Origin of the sequence: Microbacterium sp. (genome assembly GCF_044508325.1) — a bacterium.
In the GTDB taxonomy this organism is placed as follows: domain Bacteria; phylum Actinomycetota; class Actinomycetes; order Actinomycetales; family Microbacteriaceae; genus Microbacterium.
This window is the reverse complement of record NZ_JBIQHX010000002.1, coordinates 110305-133023: the sequence shown is the minus strand read 5'-3', so window position 1 is coordinate 133023 and position 22719 is coordinate 110305. Positions and strand designations below refer to the sequence as shown.

Annotated in this window: 23 protein-coding genes; 20 read left to right on the top strand and 3 right to left on the bottom strand. The window is 70.1% G+C overall.

Annotated elements, in window-relative coordinates; genetic code table 11:
* The first annotated feature begins 1 nt into the window (after position 1).
* A complete protein-coding gene (gene prfA, locus ACIWQI_RS02120) occupies positions 2-1084 on the top strand; it encodes a peptide chain release factor 1 (protein ID WP_396655425.1) in 1083 nt (360 codons plus the stop codon).
* On the opposite strand, the gene ACIWQI_RS02115 is transcribed toward prfA, so the two are convergent.
* Positions 1085-1747 (bottom strand): DUF732 domain-containing protein, encoded by a 663-nt coding sequence (locus ACIWQI_RS02115; RefSeq protein ID WP_396655424.1) that lies wholly within the window; start codon positions 1745-1747, stop codon positions 1085-1087.
* 84 nt (positions 1748-1831) lie between these two features.
* Here ACIWQI_RS02115 and ACIWQI_RS02110 point away from each other — a divergent pair, with 84 nt between their 5' ends.
* From ACIWQI_RS02110 to ACIWQI_RS02100, 3 genes are all read left to right on the top strand, one after another.
* Positions 1832-2230, top strand: a complete 399-nt coding sequence (locus tag ACIWQI_RS02110) for a hypothetical protein (protein WP_396655423.1) — start codon at positions 1832-1834, stop codon at positions 2228-2230.
* A 139-nt stretch (positions 2231-2369) separates the two neighbouring features.
* A complete protein-coding gene (locus tag ACIWQI_RS02105; RefSeq protein ID WP_396655422.1) occupies positions 2370-3509 on the top strand; it encodes a PrsW family intramembrane metalloprotease in 1140 nt (379 codons plus the stop codon).
* A 5-nt stretch (positions 3510-3514) separates the two neighbouring features.
* A complete protein-coding gene (locus ACIWQI_RS02100) occupies positions 3515-6976 on the top strand; it encodes a hypothetical protein (RefSeq protein ID WP_396655421.1) in 3462 nt (1153 codons plus the stop codon).
* A gap of 91 nt (positions 6977-7067) precedes the next feature.
* On the opposite strand, the gene epsC is transcribed toward ACIWQI_RS02100, so the two are convergent.
* Together epsC and cysK are read right to left on the bottom strand one after the other, a co-directional pair.
* Entirely contained in the window at positions 7068-7637 is a 570-nt protein-coding gene (gene epsC / locus ACIWQI_RS02095; protein WP_396655420.1) for a serine O-acetyltransferase EpsC, read from the bottom strand.
* 1 nt (position 7638) lies between these two features.
* Positions 7639-8577: a cysteine synthase A gene (cysK, locus tag ACIWQI_RS02090; protein ID WP_396655419.1), complete on the bottom strand. Its 939-nt coding sequence runs from the start codon at positions 8575-8577 to the stop codon at positions 7639-7641.
* A gap of 116 nt (positions 8578-8693) precedes the next feature.
* Between cysK and prmC the strand changes: the two genes are divergently transcribed.
* From prmC to ACIWQI_RS02010, 16 genes are all read left to right on the top strand, one after another.
* Positions 8694-9563, top strand: a complete 870-nt coding sequence (prmC, locus tag ACIWQI_RS02085) for a peptide chain release factor N(5)-glutamine methyltransferase (protein ID WP_396655418.1) — start codon at positions 8694-8696, stop codon at positions 9561-9563.
* A 43-nt stretch (positions 9564-9606) separates the two neighbouring features.
* Positions 9607-10305 (top strand): L-threonylcarbamoyladenylate synthase, encoded by a 699-nt coding sequence (locus ACIWQI_RS02080; protein WP_396655417.1) that lies wholly within the window; start codon positions 9607-9609, stop codon positions 10303-10305.
* Complete coding sequence (locus tag ACIWQI_RS02075; RefSeq protein ID WP_396655416.1) at positions 10302-11474, top strand: MraY family glycosyltransferase; 1173 nt, start codon at positions 10302-10304, stop codon at positions 11472-11474. The genes ACIWQI_RS02080 and ACIWQI_RS02075 overlap by 4 nt, the downstream gene beginning before the upstream one ends.
* Positions 11471-11944 carry a hypothetical protein gene (locus tag ACIWQI_RS02070; RefSeq protein ID WP_396655415.1) on the top strand — a complete coding sequence of 158 codons (474 nt, stop codon included), beginning with the start codon at positions 11471-11473 and terminating at the stop codon, positions 11942-11944. Before ACIWQI_RS02075 ends, ACIWQI_RS02070 begins: the two co-directional genes overlap by 4 nt.
* Before the next feature lie 99 nt (positions 11945-12043).
* Positions 12044-12913 carry a F0F1 ATP synthase subunit A gene (gene atpB / locus ACIWQI_RS02065; protein ID WP_396655594.1) on the top strand — a complete coding sequence of 290 codons (870 nt, stop codon included), beginning with the start codon at positions 12044-12046 and terminating at the stop codon, positions 12911-12913.
* 49 nt (positions 12914-12962) lie between these two features.
* Positions 12963-13184 (top strand): ATP synthase F0 subunit C, encoded by a 222-nt coding sequence (gene atpE, locus ACIWQI_RS02060; protein ID WP_396655414.1) that lies wholly within the window; start codon positions 12963-12965, stop codon positions 13182-13184.
* Positions 13185-13211: 27 nt separating this feature from the next.
* The gene (locus ACIWQI_RS02055) at positions 13212-13769 is read left to right on the top strand and encodes a F0F1 ATP synthase subunit B (RefSeq protein ID WP_396655413.1); all 558 of its coding nucleotides are present in this window, start codon (positions 13212-13214) and stop codon (positions 13767-13769) included.
* Positions 13769-14560, top strand: a complete 792-nt coding sequence (locus tag ACIWQI_RS02050; RefSeq protein ID WP_396655412.1) for a F0F1 ATP synthase subunit delta — start codon at positions 13769-13771, stop codon at positions 14558-14560. The genes ACIWQI_RS02055 and ACIWQI_RS02050 overlap by 1 nt, the downstream gene beginning before the upstream one ends.
* A gap of 63 nt (positions 14561-14623) precedes the next feature.
* Positions 14624-16261 carry a F0F1 ATP synthase subunit alpha gene (atpA, locus tag ACIWQI_RS02045; RefSeq protein ID WP_396655411.1) on the top strand — a complete coding sequence of 546 codons (1638 nt, stop codon included), beginning with the start codon at positions 14624-14626 and terminating at the stop codon, positions 16259-16261.
* 19 nt (positions 16262-16280) lie between these two features.
* Positions 16281-17192 carry a F0F1 ATP synthase subunit gamma gene (locus ACIWQI_RS02040; protein WP_396655410.1) on the top strand — a complete coding sequence of 304 codons (912 nt, stop codon included), beginning with the start codon at positions 16281-16283 and terminating at the stop codon, positions 17190-17192.
* A gap of 42 nt (positions 17193-17234) precedes the next feature.
* A complete protein-coding gene (atpD, locus tag ACIWQI_RS02035) occupies positions 17235-18683 on the top strand; it encodes a F0F1 ATP synthase subunit beta (protein ID WP_396655409.1) in 1449 nt (482 codons plus the stop codon).
* 33 nt (positions 18684-18716) lie between these two features.
* Positions 18717-18977, top strand: a complete 261-nt coding sequence (locus ACIWQI_RS02030) for a F0F1 ATP synthase subunit epsilon (RefSeq protein WP_396655408.1) — start codon at positions 18717-18719, stop codon at positions 18975-18977.
* A gap of 3 nt (positions 18978-18980) precedes the next feature.
* Positions 18981-19733 carry a YaaA family protein gene (locus ACIWQI_RS02025; protein WP_396655407.1) on the top strand — a complete coding sequence of 251 codons (753 nt, stop codon included), beginning with the start codon at positions 18981-18983 and terminating at the stop codon, positions 19731-19733.
* Positions 19734-19845: 112 nt separating this feature from the next.
* Complete coding sequence (locus tag ACIWQI_RS02020; RefSeq protein ID WP_396655406.1) at positions 19846-20643, top strand: large exoprotein; 798 nt, start codon at positions 19846-19848, stop codon at positions 20641-20643.
* 100 nt (positions 20644-20743) lie between these two features.
* Complete coding sequence (locus ACIWQI_RS02015) at positions 20744-21724, top strand: aldo/keto reductase (protein WP_396655405.1); 981 nt, start codon at positions 20744-20746, stop codon at positions 21722-21724.
* 112 nt (positions 21725-21836) lie between these two features.
* Positions 21837-22685, top strand: coding sequence for a PP2C family protein-serine/threonine phosphatase (locus ACIWQI_RS02010; protein ID WP_396655404.1), 849 nt, complete (start codon positions 21837-21839; stop codon positions 22683-22685).
* The last annotated feature ends 34 nt before the right edge of the window (positions 22686-22719 follow it).

Here is a 22719-nt window from a genome sequence, read left to right as displayed (position 1 = left end):
GATGTTCGAGTCGGTCAAGGCGCTGATCGAGGAGCACCAGGCCGTCCAGGCCGAGCTGTCCGATCCGGCGGTGCACGCCGACCCGGCGCGGGCGAAGCGGGTCAACCGGCGCTACGCCGAGCTGTCGAAGATCGTCGCCGCCCACGACGCGTGGACCGCCGCATCCGAAGACCTCGAGGCTGCGCGTGAGCTCGCCCGCGAGGACGAGGCGTTCGCCGCGGAGATCCCCGAGCTCGAGGAGCGGCTGGCCCAGGCGCAGGAACGGCTGCGGCGCCTGCTGATCCCGCGCGACCCCGACGACGCCCGCGACGTCATCATGGAGATCAAGCAGGGTGAGGGCGGCGCCGAGTCGGCGCTGTTCGCCGCCGACCTGCTGCGGATGTACCTGCAGTACGCGGCGTCGAAGGGATGGCGGACCGAGCTGCTGGAGCGCAACGAGTCCGACCTCGGCGGCTACAAGGACGTCCAGGTGGCGATCAAGGGCTCCAGCAGCGATCCTGCGCAGGGCGTGTGGGCGCACCTGAAGTACGAGGGCGGCGTGCACCGCGTCCAGCGGGTGCCCGCGACCGAGTCGCAGGGCCGGATCCACACCTCCACGACAGGGGTGCTCGTCTTCCCCGAGGTCGATGCGCCCGACGAGATCGAGATCAGCCCGAACGACCTCAAGATCGACGTGTTCCGCTCCTCGGGCCCTGGCGGGCAGTCGGTCAACACGACCGACTCCGCGGTGCGGATCACCCACCTGCCGACCGGCATCGTCGTGTCGATGCAGAACGAGAAGTCCCAGCTGCAGAACCGCGAGGCGGGCCTCCGGGTGCTGCGGGCCCGGCTGCTCGCCCGGCAGCAGGAGGAGCGGGATGCCGCGGCATCCGATGCCCGTCGCTCGCAGATCCGCGGCATGGACCGGTCCGAGCGCATCCGCACCTACAACTTCCCGGAGAACCGCATCGCCGATCACCGCACCGGCTACAAGGCATACAACCTCGACCAGGTGATGGACGGCGCGCTGGACCCGATCATCGAGTCGGCGATCGCCGCCGACGAGGAGGCGAGGCTGGCCGCGCTGGGCCCCGACTCGGCCTGATCAACTCGTCGGCGTGACGTCGGGGCAGTAGATCGTGATCGCCGCCGAGATGAAGGCGATCGCGCCGTCCGGATCAGGAGCCGTGCCGGTCGGCAGCATGCCGTGCAGGAGCGTGGTCGCCTCACTGATCGAGCCGCCCTCCTGCAGGATGCTGCAGGTGCCCTTCGCGTATCCGATCGCATCCCGGTCGGCGAACCGGCCGAAGGCGCCCGCGCCTTCGCGGATGTTCCGGAGGAAGAGCCGCTCCTTGAAGAACTCGGACTCCTTCGCCCATTCGAGGGTGTCGTAGGCGTCAGGACAGTACGTCACCTGCGCCCCTCCGGCGAGCGCGACGATGGTGGAGTCCGACAGCGCGAACGCCTCGTCCAGACCGCGGATGATGGAATCCAGGCTCCCGCCTTCCGTGACGGTCCGGCAGATGCTCTGCGCCATGAGCAGCAGGTCGTCATCGGTCGCCTCGGCCAGGTCCTCGCGCGGCCCTTCGGTGGCGCGCAGGTGCGAGATCAGCGCCCGCTCCTCGGGCGTCAGCTCGTCCGGTGCCGCGGGGACCGTCGGGGCCGCGGTCGCTCCCGGTCCGCTGCCTGTCGTGATCGTGATCGGGAAGCATCCTGTGAGCACGAGTGCGAGCAGGATCGCCGCCAAGGCACATCGGCCGACTGCCATGTCGCCCCCTCCCCAGCAGACGCTGGGCGTCAGTGTAGCGTGCCGGACACGCGGCCTGAAGGACGCGGGAACTACGCTCGTGGCATGTTCCGGATCCTCATTCGCGCCCTCATCTGGCTGGTGGCGGCGTTCCTCGGGCTCGTCGCGGCCGCCCTCCTGCTGCCGGGCTTCTCCCTGCACTGGGAGTCGGCGTGGGGGATCGTCCTGGCTGTGGTGATCTTCGCCGTGCTGCAGAGCGTGCTGGCGCCCTGGCTGCTGAACATCACACGCAGGCACGCCCGCGCGCTCATCGGGGGCATCGGCCTGGTTTCGACGTTCGTCGCGCTGCTGGTCGCCGTGCTCATCCCGGCAGCGGGAATCGGCATCGACGGGCCCATCGCCTGGATCGTCGGAACGCTGATCGTGTGGCTCGTGACCGCCGTGGCGACATGGCTTCTGCCGGGGCTCTTCCTCCGCAAGCAGGTGCAGGAGCGACGCCGGTGACCGGAGTTCGTCTGCAGCGCTTTACCTGAGGCCGGGTACGACGCTATGGTTTGGCCAGCGCACGGAGGGGGATTCTCCGCGGCGCGGGGCACGGCAAGGGCGCCGTGACCCGGGGATCTGTCGGATAGGGGAGCCGGCCATGACTGCTACATCTTCGCCTGTCGCGCTCGCGCCGGCCGCGCCGGCCGCTCCGGTGGCGCCGATACCCGTGCCGGTCACCGCGGCCCGCCGTGCCGGCTGGATCACCGGCATCGTGCTGCTGGCGCTGCTGCTCGCGTTCTACCTCGCCGTCCTGTACGGGATGCTGCTGGGCAACATCATCGCGATCATCGCCGCGTTCGCGGCGCTCGTGCCGTTGGCGATCGTCGTGGCCGTCGTGGTGCGCGTGGACCGCTGGGAGCCGGAGCCGCATCGGCTGCTGTGGTTCGCGGGCCTGTGGGGCGCGATCGGGTCGATCGCGCTCACGGAGCTCTATCTGATGCTGTTCGGAACGGCCGATGTGTTCGCGAGCATCGTCATCCAGGCGCCGATACTCGAGGAGATCACCAAGGGCATCGGCGTCCTGCTCCTGTTCCTGTTCGCCCGTCGCTTCTTCGACGGTCCGGTCGACGGGCTCGTCTACGGAGGTCTCGTGGGCGCCGGATTCGCGTTCACCGAGAACATCCAGTACTTCGGCCAGGCCCTGGCCGCGGGCGGGTTCGACGCTCTCGGCGAGTCGCTCTTCCTGCGTGGACTGCTGTCTCCGTTCGTGCACGTGATCGCCACGGGCCTCACGGGCCTCGCGCTGGGACTTGCGGCGCGGCGAGGGCTGTCGCGGGGTGGTTGCCTCGCGTGGGGACTGGGCGGGCTCGCAGCGGCCATCGCGTTCCACGGCCTGTGGAACTTCACGATGGTCACCATGCCATTCGAAGTCGGGTATCCGCTCATCCAGGTGCCGCTGTTCGCCCTGTTCGTGTGGGGCGTCGTGTACCTGCTGCGCAAGGAGCAGAAGCTGACCGCGGCGCGGCTGACCGAATACGCGAACGTCGGCTGGTTCACCCCCGCCGAGGTGATCATGCTCTCCACGCCCAAGGGCAGGCGTGAGGCGCTGCGCTGGGCCGCGACCCAGCCGGGCGACCGGCGCCCCGAGATGCGCAAGCTGATCACGGCCGCCACAGGGCTGGCCTACGCGCGCGAACGCGCCATCAGCGGTCGAGACACCCTCGCAAGCACCGTGGACGAGCCCGCGTTCCTGCAGGCGGTGGTCGCCGCGCGGTCAGAAGTCCTGCGCCCGGTCTGACGCCGATGTCGCGGTCCCGGCGCCGGCTCAGCCGGCTGCGAGCACGTGTCCACATCCTCCTCCGCCGTGACCTGGCGGTGGTGGCGATGATGGCGATCGCGATGACGCTCAGTGCGTTCGCCGTCTATCAGGCAACCCGCGCGGCAGACGCCGCCGATGCAGCGCTCACGCAGGCACGCGCGTCGGAGGCGCAGGTGACCCGGCTCAGCGGCGAGCTGCAGACTCTGATCGCCAACGACAGCGCCGTGCTCGCGCAGCTGTGCTCGGGAAGCGTCGAGCGCGACGCCGCCCGGGCGAGCCTGCTCTCGCGCAGTCCGGACATCGAGACCCTCGTCACCTCGACGATCGAGCTCGATGCGCTGCGCCCGCTCGTGCGCGGCGACCGCCTGGCCGGCTGCGTGGGCACCGCGGGCGCTGCCGCCCCGTACCGCGTCGGCCAAGCGCTCGCCGGCCTCGAGAACCAGACGAGCCTGTCGGCATTGACCGCCCGTGCGGCTCAGCTGCGCAGCGAAGCGAGTGCCCTCGGCGCGCAGGAGCAGGTGCTGATCACCCTCGGCCTGGTCTTCATCGGGGTGCTGGCCGGACTCATCGTCGTCGATCAGCTCGCCGACCGCCGCGGGCGGCCGTCGAGAGTCGGCGGATCCTCCGTCGTCGCATGGCGGGCAGGCGCGGTCATATCGTGCGCGGTCGTCGTGGTCGGCGCCACCGTGGTGCTGCTGATCGCCGCCGTCGACCGGATCGTCACGGCGGCTGTGGTCGTCGCCCTGGGTGCGGCGGCGCTGTCGCTGTGGCTGTGGGCGAGAAGCCGCCACGCGCTGCCGGGCCGCACGGAGAGACCTCGCTGGTGGGCGGAGATCCTCGGTGCGGTCGCCGTCGTCGCGTTCGCATCGGCGGCCGTCGCCCTCTCGGTCGTGTCGGTCAACGACCGGGACGCCACGGCCCGCGCCGACGCGCTCCTCGCCGAGGCGGAGCGCCTGCAGGAGGACGGGATCCAGCGGATCGCGCGCGGGCTCTCGTCACTCACCTCGTATGCCGAGGCGGAGGCCGCCGCCGTCGCAGCGGCCCAGCTGGCGGTCATCAGCCCCGACTCCGAGATCGATCCCGCCGCGGCCGCGGCGTATCGGGAAGAGGTGGACAACCGGCTCACCGTGCTGGAGGACGGCCTGCGCGAGCAGTTCGAGGACGGTCACGGCGACGGAGCGGAGCTGTGCTCCTTCATCCCGCCCGCGGAGCTGGAGACCTCGGGGCGACCGTCCGAGCTCTATTACGAGCTGTCGGACCAGGCCTACATACCGTGGTACGTCTCCCGCTCGCAGTGGACGGCGCGGGCATGCGACACAGCAGCCGAGCTGACGCGCCAGGAGATGACCGTGTGGAGCGAGCACAAGTCCCTGCTCACCGTGGCCCTGGTCGTGCTCGGTCTCTCCGGCTTCATGCTGGGCCTCGCCTCCGGCCGAAGCCGTACACGACGGTCGTCCGTGATCCTGCTGGTGGTCGGGACGGCGGGGATCATCACCGGCGCCGGCTTGACCATGACCACCATCCCCGACGCCGCATGGCGGCAGAACATCGCGTCGGCCGAGGAGGTCGACGCTCTCGCGCAGGCCGTCGCCACGGCCCAGACCGACTGCACCGCCGATCCTGCGCCGCTCATCCGTGCCCTCGAGGCCTACGATCACTTCGGACCGGCGCACGAATGGCTCGGGTACGCGCTGTGGTGCGCCGCCGAGGTCACCGACGGATGGACGATCCTCAGCGCCGAGATGGACGAGGAACTGCTCTCGGACGCGGTCGACGAGCTGGTGCGGGCGCACGAGCTCGGCGGCGACACCGCGCGGCTGCAGGGAAACCTCGGCTTCGCCCAGATCAGCCTCGGGATCGTGCGCGACGAGCCCCTGCTGGTGCGCGCAGGCCTCGAGCGCACCGAGCGCGCCCTCGCCCTGCTGGAGCGCGAGTCCGGCGCCGGCGGAGTCGCGCTCCACAGCACCCGGTTGAACCGGGCGCTCGGACTCGCCGCCCTCGGGCTGCACGCCGAGGCTGCCGACGCCTATGCGGAGGCTGGGGACTGCCTGACCGGCGCACGGGAGATGTGTTCGGCCCAAGCGCTCAGCGACCCGGCGGTGCTGACGGACGTGAGGTCCTGGGGCCTCGCCGATCTCGAACTGCTCGCCGGGGAGATCGCGGAGGAGCGACTCGACGAGTACCGGTGGAGCGTGATCGGCGCGCCGTACTCGACGGTCTTCGGGCTGGAAGGCGCTGTCCTGGACGTGTATCCGCAGGAGCTCCAGGTCGCCGCCCACGGAGATCAGCCGGCGGTGACCGGCAGTGCCGCCGTGGTCTGGTACCACCGTGCCGACGAGGACGGGAGATGGGCGGTCATCGCCGCACCCACTGCGGCGACGATCGGGGTCGGTCCGCACCTCCAGCACGTCGTGGTGGCGGACATGCTGCTGCCCTCAGGACTGTATCGGGCGGATGTCTACGCGAACGGCGTGCGGACGGAGGTCCATCTCGCGGAACGCCACGAGGCCCGCGAAGACCTGGCGCGCTACGAGTCCCGGCGCCTCGGCATCAGCGTCGTGGTCCCGGCGGACTGGTACGAGTGGCAGGACGACGGCGTCGTCTGGCATCTGGGTCCGACCGGGGACAGCGGGCTCGTCGTGCGGAGGGTCGAGCACGTGGATACTCCGGAAGACGTCGACGGGTTCGTCGCGGACGAGCTCGAGCAGGCCCTGTCCGCATTTCGCATCGAGGGGACGCCGGACCGTGCCCACGGTCAGTGGTTCCGCGAGCTGCAGAACACCGTGACGGTCGAATACGCGATGCCGGACGGTTCGTCGCGCGCGAAGGGTATCGCCGGGCTCCGCGGCTACGTGGACGGAACCGGCTGCGGCGCGGCGCTGTTCGCCGCAGGCATGGGCGGAGAAGGCGTGGACCCCGAAGACCTGGGCCTTCTCACCGAGCTCGCGATCACGCGACCCGCCCCGCGCGTCGAGCCCATTCGCGGCCGCATCGTGGCGGACACGTTCGCCATCGTGGTTCCGGTCGGCTGGGATGCGGCCCTGCGACCGCCGGGCGCCGGCGGAAGCCTCTTCTCGGCCAAGGACTGCAGCACCTGGGAGGCGAACCTGCTGCTGAGCCAGGAGGAGGCCGGGGATGGCCTGCGCCAGTACGTGGACGGCACCCTCGCGCAGTATGCAGACCCCGAGGAGTTCCCGGGCTTCGAACTCTTCGAGCGCGCCCAGGTCGAGGTTCCCGGGGCCGAGGATGCCGAGGTACTCGTGTTCAGCTGGGATTCAGACGGCGACGGGAGCGCCGATGATCAGGTGCAGTACCAGATGTTCGGAGTGCGCGACGGCACGGTGACCGTCCTCACGGTGACCGTGTCATCCGATGCGGTCGACCGCTACAGGCAGGACGTGTCCGAGATCCTGACGTCGCTCCGACTCCGCGGGACGGGCGGGTGATGCCCGGAGGTTTCGGCTCGGGCGCTTCGCGGCCTCGCTCAACCTTGATGCAAGCCGCATCAACGCGCTGCGCGCATTGATGCGGCTTGCATCAAATCTGGTACTCGGGGGCCGTGAGAAGGGCCCGGGTGTCCTCTCCGGGACGCTTTGCGCGGGGCTTGGCGGGCACGCCCACGAGCACCGAGTCGGGCTCGCAGCCCTTGGTGACCACGGCGTTGGCGCCGACCGCGGTCCGCGCGCCGATCACGACCGGCCCGAGGATCTTGGCCCCGGCGCCGACGGCCACCCCGTCCTCGAGGGTGGGATGCCGCTTCCCGCCGTCCAGCATCCGGCCGCCCAGCGTCACCCCGTGGTACAGCATCACGTCATCGCCGATCTCCGCGGTCTCGCCGATGACGACGCCCATGCCATGGTCGATGAAGAACCGGCGCCCGATCGTCGCGCCCGGATGGATCTCGATGCCGGTCAGCCAGCGCGTCACCTGCGAGCCCGCGCGCGCGACGAAGCGCACCCGCCGGCGCCACAGGGCGTGCCAGAGCCGGTGCGCCCAGATCGCGTGCAGGCCGGGGTAGAGCAGCGCGATCTCGAGGCTGCCGCGCGCGGCAGGATCGCGCAGCTTCGCCGCCGCGATGTCCTCGCGCACCCGCCGCCAGAACGTCATGTCAGTCCTCGCGCAGGTCTTCGAACAGGGCCGTGGTGAGGTAGCGCTCGCCGGTGTCGGGCACGATCACGACGATCCGCTTGCCGGCGTTCTCGGGCCGCCTGGCGACCTCGAGCGCAGCCCACACGGCTGCGCCGGACGACATCCCGACCAGCAGGCCCTCCTTGGCGGCGAGCTCGCGCGCCACGCGCAGGGCGTCGTCGAACTCGACCGGGACCACCTCGTCGAGGACGCTGCGGTCGAGCACTTCGGGGACGAAGTTCGGGCCGATGCCCTGGATCTTGTGCGGGCCCGGGCGCCCTTCGCTGAGGACGGGCGAGTCCTTCGGCTCCACCGCGACCACGCGGACGCCGGGGATCTTCTCCTTGAGCACCTGGCCGACGCCGGTGATGGTGCCGCCGGTGCCGATGCCGGCGACGAAGATGTCGATGTCGCCGTCGGTGTCGCGCAGGATCTCCTCGGCGGTCGTGCGGCGGTGGATCGCGGGGTTCGCCTCGTTCTCGAACTGCCGCACCCACACGGCACCGGGCGTGTCGGCGACGATCTGCTTGGCGACCTCGACGGCCTCGCTCATGCCCTTGGTGGGATCGGTGAGCACGATCTCCGCGCCGAAGGCCTTCAGCAGCACGCGGCGCTCCTTCGACATCGACGCGGGCATCGTGAGGATCACGCGGTAGCCGCGCGCCGCGCCGACCATGGCGAGGGCGATGCCGGTGTTGCCGCTCGTGGACTCCACGATGGTTCCGCCCGGCGCGAGGTCGCCGGCCGCCTCCGCGGCGTCGACGAGGGCGATCCCGAGACGGTCCTTCACGCTGGAGGCGGGGTTGTAGTACTCCAGCTTGGCGAGCACCGTGGCGTCGATGCCCTCGGTCACCCGATTGAGCCGGACGAGGGGGGTGTCACCGAATGCCGTGGTGATATCGGAGTGGATGCCGGACATGGGCCGCCTTTCGGGTGGATGCTCTGCAACGCCGAACAAGCCTATGCGAGCGGGCATTCCCGTGACCGATTGTGACGGAGTCCGCAGGGCACGGTGCCCTAGGCTGGACGGCGCCCATGGCTGAACCCGTTCCCCTCCAGGCGGCGCTCGCGCACGCGGCCGACCGCCTCGCCGCCGCCGGCGTGCCCGATCCGGTCGTCGACGCCGAACTGCTGGCCGGTCACGCCCTGGGGCTGGGACGCGGAGAGGTGCAGGCGGCCGCTCTGCGCGGCGACGACCTCGCCGGGCAGGATGCGGAGACCCTGGCCGAGTTCGTGCGGCGCCGGGCGACCCGCGAGCCGCTGCAGCACATCACCGGCACCGCGCCGTTCCGCCACCTCGTGCTGCGCGTGGGGCCGGGTGTGTTCGTCCCCCGCCCGGAGACCGAGATCGTCGCTCAGCTGGCGATCGACGCGCTCATGGCCGCAGCGTCCGATCGCCCGATCGCCGTGGACCTGGGCACCGGAAGCGGCGCGCTCGCGCTGGCCCTGGCGACCGAGGTCCCGCACGCGCGCGTCTATGCGGCCGAGAAGTCCGACGCCGCATTCGCCTGGGCGCGAGAGAACTTCGCCGCGATCGGCGCCGCCAACGCGAGCGTGCACCTGGCAGACCTCGCCGATGCCTTCGTCGAGCTGGACGGCACGGTGAGCGTCGTCGCCTCCAACCCCCCGTACGTGCCGGACGGGGCGATCCCGCGCGACCCCGAGGTCCGCGGCTACGACCCGCCTGCCGCGCTGTACGCCGGCCCGGACGGTCTCGATGTCGTCCGCGTGCTCAGCCGCACCGCGCAGCGGCTGCTGCGGCCGGGCGGCACGCTCGTGCTCGAGCACGGCGAGTGGCAGGGCGAGGCCGTCCGGACGCTGCTGGCGGAGGACGGATGGCGCGCCGCCGCGACGCATCCCGACCTCACGATGCGCGACCGCGCCACCACCGCCGTCCGGCTCTGACCGCGGCGGGTTCCCACCCCCTCCCGCGTAGACTGGTGCGGATATGTCCCCCCTCTTCGACTGCCGTGACGAGGCGCAGCTGCTCTCGGGCATGCGGCAGGCACGGCAGGCCATCGCGCGCGGCGAGCTCGTCGTGCTGCCCACCGACACCGTCTACGGCGTCGCCGCCGACGCCTTCACCCCGGCGGCCGTCCAGCGCCTGCTCGACGCGAAGGGCCGCAGCCGTCAGTCGCCGCCGCCGGTGCTCGTGCCCGGGCTGACCACCCTGGAGGCTCTCGTGGAGACGGTGCCCCCGGCGGTGCGCGACCTCGTCGAGGCGCTCTGGCCCGGGGGACTGACGATCGTCCTGCCCGCCCAGCCCTCGCTGGCGTGGGATCTGGGGGAGACCCGCGGCACCGTGGCGGTGCGGATGCCGGCGCATCGTCTCGCCCTCGCGCTGCTCGAGGAGACCGGCCCCCTCGCCGTCTCCAGCGCCAACCTCACGGGTCAGGCCGCCGCGCTGACCGCGGACGCCGCGCGGGACATGCTCGGCGACAGCGTCTCGGTGTACCTCGACGACGGACCTCCCGAGACCGGTCTCGCCTCCACGATCATCGACGCGACCAGCCTGGTGACCGGAGACGAGCCGGTCGTGAGGGTCCTGCGTCATGGCGCGGTCTCGCGCGAGAGCCTGCGCGAGGTGCTGGGGGATCTGCTCGAACCCGACCCGCCGGAGCATGCCCCCCAGGAGCCCGCAGAGTGAGACAGTACGTCTTCACGATCCTCCTCACGGCGACCATCTCGCTGGTGCTGTCGTGGGCGGTGTGGCGGCTCAGTCTGAGGTATCGGCTCTATCCGGGCATCCGCGAGCGGGACGTCCACAAGACGCCCACGCCGCGCCTGGGGGGAGTGGCGATGTACCTCGCCATCCTGGCGGCGTTCGCCGTCTCGGCGGCGATGCCCTACTTCGCGATCATCTGGGACGACCCGGTGACGATGTTCTCGATCATCGGCGCGATGACGCTGATCGTGCTGGTCGGGATCGCCGACGACGTGTGGGACCTCGACTGGATGATCAAGCTCGGCGCGCAGTTCGCGGCGGCCGGGATCATCGCCTGGTTCGGGGGCCTTCAGATCCTCTCGCTCCCGATCGGCGGCATGACCGTCGTCTCGAGCTGGCTGAGCCTCACCCTGACGCTGTTCGCGATCGTCGTGGTCATGAACGCGGTGAACTTCATCGACGGCCTCGACGGCCTGGTCGCCGGGGTGTGCCTGATCGCGAACGGGATCTTCTTCGTCTACTCGTATCTGCTGGTGCGCGACACCGGGGCCTCGTCGTACTTCAATCTCGCCTCCTTCATCGCAGCGGTCCTCATCGGGGCGTGCCTGGGCTTCCTCCCGCTGAACTGGAGCCCCGCGAAGCTGTTCATGGGCGATTCCGGCGCACTGCTGCTCGGGCTGCTGATGGCCACGTCCGCCATCGCGATCACCGGCCAGATCGATCCCGCCGTCATCGACCAGCCCGACCGGCTGGGCCGCTCGCAGCTCCTGTCCGCCTTCGTCCCGATCCTCCTGCCGATCGTGATCGTGCTGCTGCCGCTGCTGGACTTCGGGCTCGCCGTGGTCCGCCGGATGGGCGCCGGCAAGTCGCCGTTCTCGCCCGACCGCAAGCACCTCCACCACCGCATGCTCGACATGGGGCACACCGACCGCGGCGCCGTGCTCGTGTTCTACGCGTGGACCGCCGTCGTCGGCTTCTCGATGCTGCTGCTGTACGTGTTCTCCGTGTACATCACGCCCGGCGACTACTGGCCCGCCGTCGTGTTCGGCGGCATCGGCATCCTCGCCTGCCTCGCCGTGACCCTCCTTCCCACCGTCCGACGTCGCCGCGCACCCGTCGCGAGCGCCCCCTCCCTGGAGACCCACCGATGAAACCGCCCCGCACCTCGGCCTCGATCATCCTGCGCGCAACCCTGATCTGGTGTGCGGTGATCACCGGCGTCCTCGCGGTGGTCGGCGCCGTCCTCGGCTATCTCGTCGGTGGCGTCGACGGTCTGTGGAGCGCCCTCGTGGGCGTCGTGCTCGCCGCGCTGTTCCTGGGTCTGACCGCCGGGCTGATCCTGTTCGCCCAGCGGTTCCAGGGCCCCGAGAAGCTGCATCTGTTCTTCGGCCTGATCATCGGGGGACTGCTCGTCAAGCTCATCGTGTTCGTCGCGGTGCTGCTGCTTCTGCGTGGTCAGCCGTGGGTCGACGGGCGCGTGTTCGTCTTCGCGGTCGTGGCGAGCGTCCTCGCGTCGCTGATCATCGATCTCGTGGTGATGGCCAAGGTGCGCGCGCCCTACGTCGACGTGTCTCTGCCCGAGTCCTCCGACGGCACCGGGAGCGGGTCCGGCGGTTCGTGACCGCCGGGAAATATTGGTAGGGTGGAGCAGTCGCCGGGAGTGCGGCGCGGATCCTCCACGCTCGGAGGATCGCATCCCGCCGGTCGACGCTCATGACCCATCGTCGCGCCGATATCAGTCGGCGACCCGAAGCCGGAGCTCACGCTGTTTACTCACGTCGCGTCACAGATCGTCAACGCCGCTGCAAGCGATGACGGCGGGTTCCACGGCCCGTCGATCGATGAGTTCTTCCCGCCGGTCCTGCTTTTCGAGGGCACGCCGTTCGAGCTGAACCGTCTGATGCTGATCCGCATCCTCGTGGTCGTCGTCCTGGTCGTCCTGTTCTGGCTGGCCACGCGGCGCATGAAGATCGTCCCGTCGCGCGGGCAGGCAGCCATGGAAGCCATGCTCATGTTCGTGCGCAAGGGCATGGTCTACGACACCCTCGGCGAGCGCCTCGGGCGCCGTTACGAGCCGATCATCATGTCGATGTTCTTCCTCATCCTGGGGATGAACCTCACCGGCGTGATACCAGGCATCCAGCTCGCCGGCACCGCCGCCATCGGCCTGCCGCTCGTGCTCGCGATCATCTCGTGGTTCACCTTCATCTACGCGGGCATGCGCGAGAAGGGCTGGCGGTTCTGGAAGGACTCGCTGTTCCTTCCCGGCGTGCCGTGGTTCCTCTACCCGCTGCTGACGCCGCTCGAGTTCCTGTCGACGTTCATCGTCCGCCCCGTAACCCTGACGCTGCGACTGACGATGAACATGATCGCCGGGCACATGCTGCTCGTGCTCTGCTTCACCGCAACGAACTTCTTCTTCTTCACCGTCCTGGCCCAGGGCAACCTGCTCGGCCTGCTCGGGATCGGCACGTTCGCCTTCGGCATCGCCTTCACGGTGCTCGAGCTGTTCGTCGCCGCGCTGCAGGCCTACGTCTTCGCCATCCTGACCGCCATCTACATCCAGCTCTCGGTGGCCGAAGAGCACTGATCGCTCGCCGCTCACCGATCATCAGAACCCCTTCGAAAGGAAACACCCCGTGAACATCGTCGGACAACTCGCACCGCTCGCCTTCGGTCTCGCCGTCATCGGCTCCGGTATCGGCGTGGGCTACGTCATCGGCAAGACGATCGAGTCGGTCGCGCGTCAGCCCGAGCTGCAGGGCCGCCTGAGCAGCCTCATGTTCCTCGGCGTCGCGCTCACCGAGGCCCTCTGCTTCATCGCGATCGCCGTCGCGTTCATCCCGTTCCCCGCGCCGTAATCGCGGATCCACAGCGAAGGAGTCTGGATGCTGCTCGCATCAGTCACCGTCGTGGACGCCGAGGTCGCGCACAGCCCGGTGCTCCCGGCGCTCCCCGACCTCGTGTGGGGCACGATCTGCTTCGTCATCGTCCTGGTGTTCTTCATCTGGAAGGTGATCCCGAGCCTCAATGCGGTGCTCGACGCCCGCAAGGAGGCCATCGAAGGCGGCATCAAGCGCGCCGAGGAGGCTCAGGCCAAGGCCGCCGCCGCCCTCGAGGAGTACACCGCCAAGCTCGCCGATGCACGCGGCGAGGCCGCGGGCATCCGCGACGCCGCCCGTGCTGACGGCTCGAAGATCATCGCCGAGGCCAAGGAGGCCGCGCAGGCCGAGGCCGCTCGCATCGCCGCCAACGCTCAGGCGCAGATCGAGGCGGAGCGCCAGTCGACGTTCGTCTCGCTGCGCAACGAGGTGGGCACCCTCGCCCTGGACCTCGCCGGCGGCGTGGTGGGAGAGACCCTCTCCGACGACGAGCGCGCCCAGGCCGTGGTCGACCGCTTCCTCGCCGACCTCGAGGCCTCCGAATCCCAGAAGGCGGCGAAGTAATGGGCAGCGCGACCACTCAGGCCCTCGCGGCGACGAAGGCGGCGCTGGACGCCGCTTCGGGCGTCGACCTCGACACCGCCCGCGAGCTGTTCGCCGCGGCGCGGATCGTGGCCGAATCGCCGCAGCTGAGCGGCGCGCTGGCCGACCCCACCGCGCATGCCGAGGCGCGCCGGCGCGTCGTCGCCGACGTGTTCGGCGGCCGGCTCTCGCCGACCGCCGTCGCACTGCTGACCAGCGCTGCCGATCAGCGCTGGTCGCATGCGCAGGATCTCGTCGACGGCATCGAGACCCTTGCGGTGCGCACCGCCGCAGCGGCGGCGCCCGACGACGATGTGGAAGGCGAGCTGTTCGCTGTCGCCGAGCTCGTCGCGGCGAACCCGCAGCTCGAGCTCGCCCTCGGCTCCCGCCTGGGCGCGACCGCGGCCAAGGGCGATCTCGTCGAGAAGGTGCTGGGCGGGCGCGCGAGTGCGGCCACGACGCTCATCGTCTCGTCGCTGGTCCAGCAGCCCGGAGAGCGCCGAGTGCGCCGGCTGCTCGCATCCGCGATGCGCACGGTCAGCGACCAGCGCGGAAAGACCGTCGCCACCGTCCACTCGGCGGCTCCACTGACCCAGGCCCAGTCCGAGCGGCTCGCCGCCGCGCTGGCCACCAAGTACGGGCGGGATGTCTCGCTCAACTCCGTGATCGATCCCGATCTGGTCGGCGGTCTGCGCGTGCAGATCGGCGACGACGTGATCGACGGCAGCATCTCCGGACGCCTGGCGGACCTGCGCCAGCGCCTCGCCGGCTGACACAGAACCGCCTCCGGGCGGAGCGGGAAGCCCCGCGACACAGCTCTCAACAAAGGGAAGACAATGGCAGAACTTTCGATCAGCCCCGACGTCATCCGTGACGCGCTTCGGGACTTCGTCGCCGCCTACGAGCCCACCGGCGCCGCGGCGACCGAGGTCGGCACCGTCGTGGATGCGGCGGACGGCATCGCTCACGTCGAGGGTCTCCCCGGCGCGATGGCCAACGAGCTCCTCACCTTCGCGGACGGCACGCAGGGTCTGGCACTGAACCTGGACGAGCACGAGATCGGCGTCGTGGTGCTCGGCGACTTCGCCGGCATCGAGGCGGGCAAGGAGGTCCGTCGCACGGGCGAGGTGCTCTCGGTCCCCGTGGGCGACGGCTACCTGGGCCGCGTGGTCGACCCGCTCGGCAACCCCATCGACGGCCAGGGCGCCATCGCGTCCGAAGGCCGTCGCGCCCTCGAGCTGCAGGCGCCGGGCGTCATGCAGCGCAAGAGCGTGCACGAGCCCCTGCAGACCGGCATCAAGGCGATCGACGCGATGATCCCCGTCGGCCGCGGCCAGCGTCAGCTCATCATCGGCGACCGCCAGACCGGCAAGACCGCGATCGCCATCGACACGATCATCAACCAGAAGTCGAACTGGGAGACAGGCGACCCCGACAAGCAGGTGCGCTGCATCTACGTGGCGATCGGCCAGAAGGGCTCGACCATCGCCTCGGTGAAGGGCGCCCTCGAGGACGCCGGTGCGATGGCGTACACGACGATCGTCGCCGCTCCGGCCTCCGACCCCGCGGGCTTCAAGTACCTCGCGCCGTACACCGGCTCGGCCATCGGCCAGCACTGGATGTACGACGGCAAGCACGTCCTCATCATCTTCGACGACCTGTCGAAGCAGGCCGAGGCCTACCGCGCCGTCTCGCTGCTGCTGCGCCGCCCGCCGGGGCGCGAGGCCTACCCGGGTGACGTCTTCTACCTGCACTCGCGTCTGCTCGAGCGCTGCGCGAAGCTGTCGGACGACCTCGGCGCCGGATCGATGACGGGCCTGCCGATCATCGAGACCAAGGCGAACGACGTCTCGGCCTACATCCCGACCAACGTGATCTCGATCACCGACGGCCAGATCTTCCTGCAGTCCGACCTGTTCAACGCGAACCAGCGGCCCGCGGTGGACGTCGGCATCTCGGTGTCCCGCGTCGGCGGTGACGCCCAGGTCAAGTCGATCAAGAAGGTCTCGGGCACGCTCAAGCTCGAGCTGGCGCAGTACCGCGCACTGGAGGCGTTCGCGATGTTCGCGAGCGACCTGGATGCCGCGTCCCGCCGCCAGCTGGAGCGCGGCGCGCGTCTGACCGAGCTGCTCAAGCAGCCGCAGTACGACCCGTACCCGGTGGAGGAGCAGGTCGTCTCGATCTGGGCCGGCACCAAAGGCAAGCTCGACACCGTCGCGGTCGAGGACGTCCTGCGGTTCGAGCGCGAACTCCTGGACCACCTCCGTCGCAACACGAAGATCCTCGACACGCTGCGGGACACCAACGTGCTGGACGACGACACCGAGGCCGAGCTGGAGACCGAGGTGGACAAGTTCATCCTCGAGTTCCAGGCGGGAACCGGCCAGGGCATCGCCGCCGGCCACGAGGAGTTCGAGGCCACGGACGTCGAGGACGTCAACCAGGAGAAGATCGTCAAGGGCCGCCGGGCCTGACGCCGGACAGATACAGGACATGGGCGCACAACTCAGGGTCTACAAGCAGAAGATCGCCTCTGCTCAGACGACCAAGAAGATCACGAAGGCGATGGAGCTCATCGCGGCTTCGCGCATCCAGAAGGCGATGGCGCGCGTGCGCGCCGCCGCGCCCTTCGCGCGTGCTGTGACGCGCGCCGTGTCCGCCGTGGCGACGCACTCGAACATCGACCACCCGCTGACCCGCGAGCCCGAGACGATCCGTCGCTCCGCGATCGTGATCTTCACCTCGGACCGCGGCCTCGCGGGCGCATTCAACTCGCAGATCATCCGCGAGGGGCTCGAGCTGTCCGAGCTCGTGCAGTCCGAGGGCAAGGAGCCGGTGTACTACCTGGTGGGCCGGAAGGCGGTGGGCTACTTCCAGTTCCGGAAGATGGACCCCGCCGAGCAGTGGACCGGCGACACCGACACGCCGCACTTCCACACGGCGGAGGAGATCGCCGCGCGCCTCATCGACGACTTCATCCGCGGGGGCGATGCGGGCGGCGTGGACGAGATCCACCTCGTCTACAACCGCTTCGTCAGCATGATGACGCAGTCGCCCGAGCGGGTGCGCCTGCTTCCGCTGCAGGTCGTGGAGGCCTCCGAAGCCGCCACCACGGAGCAGGAGGGCCCGATCGCCTACCCGCTGTACGAGTTCGAGCCCGACCCGGCCACCGTGCTGGACGCGCTCCTGCCCGTGTACGTGCAGAGCCGCGTGTTCAACGCGATGCTGCAGTCGTCGGCCGCCAAGCACGCCGCGACCCAGAAGGCGATGAAGTCGGCCAGCGACAACGCCGACAAGCTCATCACCGACTACACGCGCCTGCGCAACAACGCACGCCAGGCAGAGATCACCCAGCAGATCGCCGAGATCGTCGGCGGCGCGGATGCCCTGGCATCCGGCAAGTAATCGACTCTGCGCAAGCAACGACCCCACGAAAGAGAAGAAGCCATGAGCCTCACCGCTGAGAAGACCGAGACCGAGGTCGTCGGCCGCATCGCGCGCGTCACCGGCCCGGTCGTCGACATCGAGTTCCCGCACGACTCGATCCCCGAGATCTACAACGCGCTGAAGACGACCATCACGATCGGCGAGGAGTCCACCGAGCTGACCCTCGAGGTCGCGCAGCACCTCGGCGACGACCTGGTGCGCGCCATCGCGCTCAAGCCGACGGACGGCCTCGTCCGCGGGCAGGAGGTGCGCGACACCGGCGGTCCCATCAGCGTCCCCGTCGGCGACGTCACCAAGGGCCGCGTGTTCAACGTGACCGGCGACGTGCTCAACGCCGAGCCGGGCGAGCAGATCGAGATCACCGAGCGCTGGGGCATCCACCGCCAGGCGCCCAGCTTCGACCAGCTCGAGTCCAAGACCCAGATGTTCGAGACCGGCATCAAGGTCATCGACCTGCTCACCCCCTATGTGCTGGGCGGAAAGATCGGCCTGTTCGGCGGGGCCGGCGTGGGCAAGACCGTCCTCATCCAGGAGATGATCCAGCGCGTCGCCCAGGACCACGGCGGCGTGTCGGTGTTCGCCGGCGTCGGCGAGCGCACCCGTGAGGGCAACGACCTCATCCACGAGATGGAGGAGGCGGGCGTCTTCGACAAGACCGCCCTGGTGTTCGGGCAGATGGACGAGCCGCCGGGGACGCGTCTGCGCGTCGCCCTGTCGGCCCTGACGATGGCGGAGTACTTCCGCGACGTGCAGAAGCAGGACGTGCTGCTGTTCATCGACAACATCTTCCGGTTCACGCAGGCCGGCTCCGAGGTGTCGACGCTGCTGGGCCGCATGCCCTCCGCGGTGGGCTACCAGCCGAACCTCGCCGACGAGATGGGCGTCCTGCAGGAGCGCATCACCTCCACGCGCGGCCACTCGATCACCTCGCTGCAGGCGATCTACGTGCCGGCCGACGACTACACCGACCCCGCCCCGGCGACGACGTTCGCGCACCTGGACGCCACCACCGAGCTCAGCCGTGAGATCGCGTCCAAGGGCCTGTACCCGGCCGTGGACCCGCTCACCTCGACGAGCCGCATCCTCGACCCGCGCTACATCGGCGAGGACCACTACCGCGTGGCCACCGCCGTGAAGCAGATCCTGCAGAAGAACAAGGAGCTGCAGGAGATCATCGCGATCCTCGGTGTCGACGAGCTCTCCGAAGAGGACAAGGTCGTCGTCGCCCGTGCGCGGCGCATCCAGCAGTTCCTGTCGCAGAACACCTACATGGCGAAGAAGTTCACCGGCGTCGAGGGCTCGACCGTCCCGATCAAGGAGACCATCGAGTCGTTCGACGCGATCGTCCGCGGCGACTTCGACCACGTCGCCGAGCAGGCGTTCTTCAACGTCGGCGGCATCTCCGACGTCGAGGAGCGGTGGGCGCAGATCCAGAAGGAGAACGGCTGACATGCCTGTGCTGAGCGAACGGAGTGAGTCGACGTGCCGCTGAACGTCAGCCTCGTGTCCGCCGACGCGGAGGTCTGGTCCGGAGAGGCATCGCTCGTCGTCGCGAAGACCGTCATCGGCGAGATCGGCATCATGGCCGGTCACGAGCCGGTGCTGGGCATCCTCGCCGAGGGCGAGGTCCGCATCACCGGCACCGACGGCGAGCGCGTGCTGGCCGACGCCCGTGACGGCTTCCTCTCCATGGAGGGCGACGTCGTCACCATTGTCGCCGGCCACGCCCAGCTCATCTCATAGCGGGTGCTGATCCTGCTGCCGCCGTCGGAGACCAAGCGCTCCGGCGGCGACCAGGCACCGCTCGACCACGACCGCCTCGCGCTGCCGTCCCTGCGGACGCAGCGCGAGGCGGTGCTGACTGCGCTGGAGGAGCTGTCGCGGGATGCCGTGGCGGCGGCGCGGGTGCTCAAGCTCGGCGCCCGTCGGCGCGACGAGATCGAGGCGAACGCCCGGGTGCGGACGTCTCCGACGATGGCCGCCGTCGACCGGTACACCGGGGTCCTCTACGACGCGCTGGATGCGGCATCCCTCGACCCGGCCGCCCGCCGCTGGCTCGGGCGGCACGTCATGATCCACTCCGCCCCCCTCGGGCCGGTGGGCGCGCTCGACCCGATCCCCGCGTACCGTCTGGGCGCCGGCGTGTCGCTTCCCGGCATCCCGCCGCTGCGACGCGTGTGGGCGGATGCCGTGACCACCGCGCTGGACGGGTGCAGCGCGCGCTTCATCGTGGACCTGCGCTCGGAGGCGTACGTCGCCCTCGGGCCGCTGCCGCCGTCGCTCCCGGCCGCCTACCTGCGGGTGGTGACGGAGGGCGCAGACGGGGTCACGCGCGCGCTCAACCACTTCAACAAGCACGCGAAAGGCACCTTCGTCCGGGCGCTGGCACAGGCGGGTCCGCGGGTCGGCTCCCTCGCGGGGCTGCGTCGTTGGGCGGAAGCGGCGGGAGTGACCCTGCGGGACGGCTCAGCGGGGGAGTGGCAGCTGGTCGTCGACTGATTCCGAGGCGCGCGTTCAGGTTCCTTTCAGGATCGTGTCCGTATGGGTATTGTGACGTCTGCGGCATCTTCGGCCGCTCACCCTGCCGAGACAGAAACCCAGGAGGACGTCAATGGCATTCCTCATATCTGATCCGTACTACGGTGCGGGTCTCTTCGCCCTGTACGCGGGCCTGATCGTCTTCTGGCTGATCTTCGGGATCGCCGCGTACGTGGTCGGAGCCTGGTTCATGATGAAGGTCTTCGAGAAGGCCGGCGTGCAGGGCAAGTGGCGCGCCTGGGTTCCGATCTACAACTCGATGATCTTCTTCAAGCTCGGCGATCTGAGCCCCTGGCTGATCCTGATCCTGATGGGTGCGGGGATCGTGCTGGGGTGGGTGCCGGTGCTCGGCTGGCTCATCTGGGTGGCGGCGTTCCTGCTGTCGCTCATGGCCGCGTGGCGCGTCGGCCTGAAGCTGCAGAAGGAGGCCGTCTGGCTCATCCTGTACTTCTTCCTGGCTCTCGTGTGGCTGGGCATCAACGCCTTCGACAAGTCGCGCTGGAACACGGCCATCCCGGCCGCACCCTGGGCGAGCAACAGCTTCCTGTCGGACCGGACCGTGTGGGAGGGCATCCCCAGTCAGGTGCCGGCCGGAGGCTATCCGGCCAACCCGGTGAACCAGCCGCAGCAGGGCTACGCGCCGCCGCAGGGCTACGCCCCGCAGGGCGGTGCTCAGCCGCCCGCTCCGCCCGCGTACACGCCACCGCCTGCGGCGTCCGAGCCGCCGGTCGCACCGCCTCCGGCTGCGCCCCAGCCGCCCGCTGCGCCGCCGGCCGCGCCCCAGCCGCCCACCGCGCCCCCGGCAGCTCCGGAGCCGCCGTCGGCCGAGCCGCCCGCCGCGCCTGAGCCTCCGGCGGAGCCGAAGGTCTGAACCGGCTGCGCTGGGCCGCCCGCGCTGACAGGACCGACTGCGCAAGAGGAGCCTCCCGCCGGCGGCGGGAGGCTCCTCGCATGCCGGTAGCGTGGACATCATGACCGACGATCAGCGCCGCCTGGGCGCCTCCGGACTGCTCGTGTCCACCGCCGGCCTGGGCTGCAACAACTTCGGACGAGCCGGGGCACGCACCGAGGACCTGGCGGGAACCCGTGCCGTGCTGGACGCCGCGATCGATGCCGGCATCACGCTGCTCGACACCGCCGAGTCGTACGGCAGTGAGCCCGGCCTGAGCGAGACGCTCATGGGCGAGGCGCTCAAGGGGAAGCGGGACCGGGTGGTGCTGGCCACCAAGTTCGGCCACCGCAGCACGCCGCGCCGCCGCGGGTTCCTCGGAGCCAAGGCGTCGCGCGCTGCGGTGCGGCAGTCGGTGGAGGCATCCCTCGTCCGCCTGCAGACGGACTGGATCGACCTCTACCAGGTGCATACGCCCGACCCTGACACGCCGATCGCCGAGACGCTCGACGCCCTCTCGGATCTCGTGCGAGAGGGGAAGGTGCGCTACCTCGGGCACTCGAACTTCACCGGCTGGCAGCTCGCCGAGGCGGCGCTGGTGGCCGACGCGCGCCGCACGGTGCCGTTCGTGTCGGCGCAGAACCACTACAGTCTGCTCGCCCGGGGCGCCGAGCGCGAGGTGCTGCCGGCGGCACAGCGGTTCGGAGTCGGATTCCTCCCGTACTTCCCGCTGCACAACGGCCTGCTCACCGGCAAGTTCACGCGTGAGAGCGCACCGGCCGACAGTCGCATCATGCGTCAGCGCCCGCACATCTACGAGAACGCACCGTGGGACGCGCTGGACGCCTACCGGCGGTTCTGCGACGAGCGGGGCATCACGATGCTCGAGGCGACGTTCGGCTGGCTGCTCGCGCAGCCCGGCCTGAGCAGCGTCATCGCCGGCGCGACGACGCCCGAGCAGGGCGCCGCCAACGCCGCCGCCGCGACGGCGTGGACCCCGACGCCGGCGGATCTCGCCGAGATCGACGCGATCTTCCCGCTGCCGGTCGACCCGGCCGCGTAGGCGGGTCGGAAGCGGCTGCGCCGGTCGAGCGACGGAGCCGTCCAGTAGGATGAGGACGCCGCGCGACCGGAGCCGGGCGCGGGTGCCTGTCGCGGACGAAGGGACGAGATTCGTGGACGATGTCTCGGGCCACACGCGCTCGTTCGCGCTTGAGGACGGGGAGCAGGTCCGGCTCGACTGGGCCGCGGTGACCCATCGCGGCCGCAGGCGCGAGGTCAACCAGGACGCGCTGCTCGCCGAGTTCCCGCTCTTCGTCGTCGCGGACGGCATGGGCGGTCACGTGGGCGGAGAGATCGCCAGCGCGAGCACGATCGGGCGTCTGGGCGCCGTCGTGGAGGCCGGCACCATCACCCCCAAGACGATCGAGAAGGCGCTGAGCCGGGCGGTGAAGGACATCACGTCGCACCCGGAGACGACCGACGAGGGGACGGGCACCACGCTCACCGGCGTGTTCCTGGACACCGCGAGTGCCGAGGCGACGTGGGTGACCCTGAACATCGGAGATTCCCGCGTGTACCTCCTGCGCGATGAGACTCTCGTGCAGATCACCACCGACCACTCCGTCGTCCAGGAGCTCGTCGCATCCGGCCGCCTCAGCCCGGAGGAGGCCGAGAACCATCCCTACGGCAACGTCATCACGCGGGCGGTCGGGCCCAGTGACAGCGTGACGCCCGACTACGTGCGCCTCGACCTCGTCGACGGCGACCGGTTCGTCATCTGCTCCGACGGGCTGACCAAGGAACTGACCGACTACGGCATCCAGCACTTCCTCGGCGAGCATCCCGACCCGGCCGACGCGGTGCGCGCCATGCTCGACGCCGCGCTCGAGAACGGCGGCCGCGACAACATCTCGATCATCGTGCTGAACGTGTCGCGCGGCACGGAGCCGTCGAACGCGGACGCCTCCGCCGCGGACGCCTCCACCGCGGACGTCTCCACAGCGGACGACGACGACGGCTGATCCACCGATCGCCGGTGCCGGCCGGTCGTGCGCC

Coding starts and splice junctions, on each gene's coding strand:
- prfA (WP_396655425.1), top strand. CDS start 2: ATGTTCGAGTCGGTCAAGGCGCTGATCGAGGAGCACCAGGCCGTCCAG.
- ACIWQI_RS02115 (WP_396655424.1), bottom strand. CDS start 1,747: ATGGCAGTCGGCCGATGTGCCTTGGCGGCGATCCTGCTCGCACTCGTG.
- ACIWQI_RS02110 (WP_396655423.1), top strand. CDS start 1,832: ATGTTCCGGATCCTCATTCGCGCCCTCATCTGGCTGGTGGCGGCGTTC.
- ACIWQI_RS02105 (WP_396655422.1), top strand. CDS start 2,370: ATGACTGCTACATCTTCGCCTGTCGCGCTCGCGCCGGCCGCGCCGGCC.
- ACIWQI_RS02100 (WP_396655421.1), top strand. CDS start 3,515: ATGTCGCGGTCCCGGCGCCGGCTCAGCCGGCTGCGAGCACGTGTCCAC.
- epsC (WP_396655420.1), bottom strand. CDS start 7,637: ATGACGTTCTGGCGGCGGGTGCGCGAGGACATCGCGGCGGCGAAGCTG.
- cysK (WP_396655419.1), bottom strand. CDS start 8,577: ATGTCCGGCATCCACTCCGATATCACCACGGCATTCGGTGACACCCCC.
- prmC (WP_396655418.1), top strand. CDS start 8,694: ATGGCTGAACCCGTTCCCCTCCAGGCGGCGCTCGCGCACGCGGCCGAC.
- ACIWQI_RS02080 (WP_396655417.1), top strand. CDS start 9,607: ATGTCCCCCCTCTTCGACTGCCGTGACGAGGCGCAGCTGCTCTCGGGC.
- ACIWQI_RS02070 (WP_396655415.1), top strand. CDS start 11,471: ATGAAACCGCCCCGCACCTCGGCCTCGATCATCCTGCGCGCAACCCTG.
- ACIWQI_RS02055 (WP_396655413.1), top strand. CDS start 13,212: ATGCTGCTCGCATCAGTCACCGTCGTGGACGCCGAGGTCGCGCACAGC.
- ACIWQI_RS02050 (WP_396655412.1), top strand. CDS start 13,769: ATGGGCAGCGCGACCACTCAGGCCCTCGCGGCGACGAAGGCGGCGCTG.
- atpA (WP_396655411.1), top strand. CDS start 14,624: ATGGCAGAACTTTCGATCAGCCCCGACGTCATCCGTGACGCGCTTCGG.
- ACIWQI_RS02040 (WP_396655410.1), top strand. CDS start 16,281: ATGGGCGCACAACTCAGGGTCTACAAGCAGAAGATCGCCTCTGCTCAG.
- atpD (WP_396655409.1), top strand. CDS start 17,235: ATGAGCCTCACCGCTGAGAAGACCGAGACCGAGGTCGTCGGCCGCATC.
- ACIWQI_RS02020 (WP_396655406.1), top strand. CDS start 19,846: ATGGCATTCCTCATATCTGATCCGTACTACGGTGCGGGTCTCTTCGCC.
- ACIWQI_RS02015 (WP_396655405.1), top strand. CDS start 20,744: ATGACCGACGATCAGCGCCGCCTGGGCGCCTCCGGACTGCTCGTGTCC.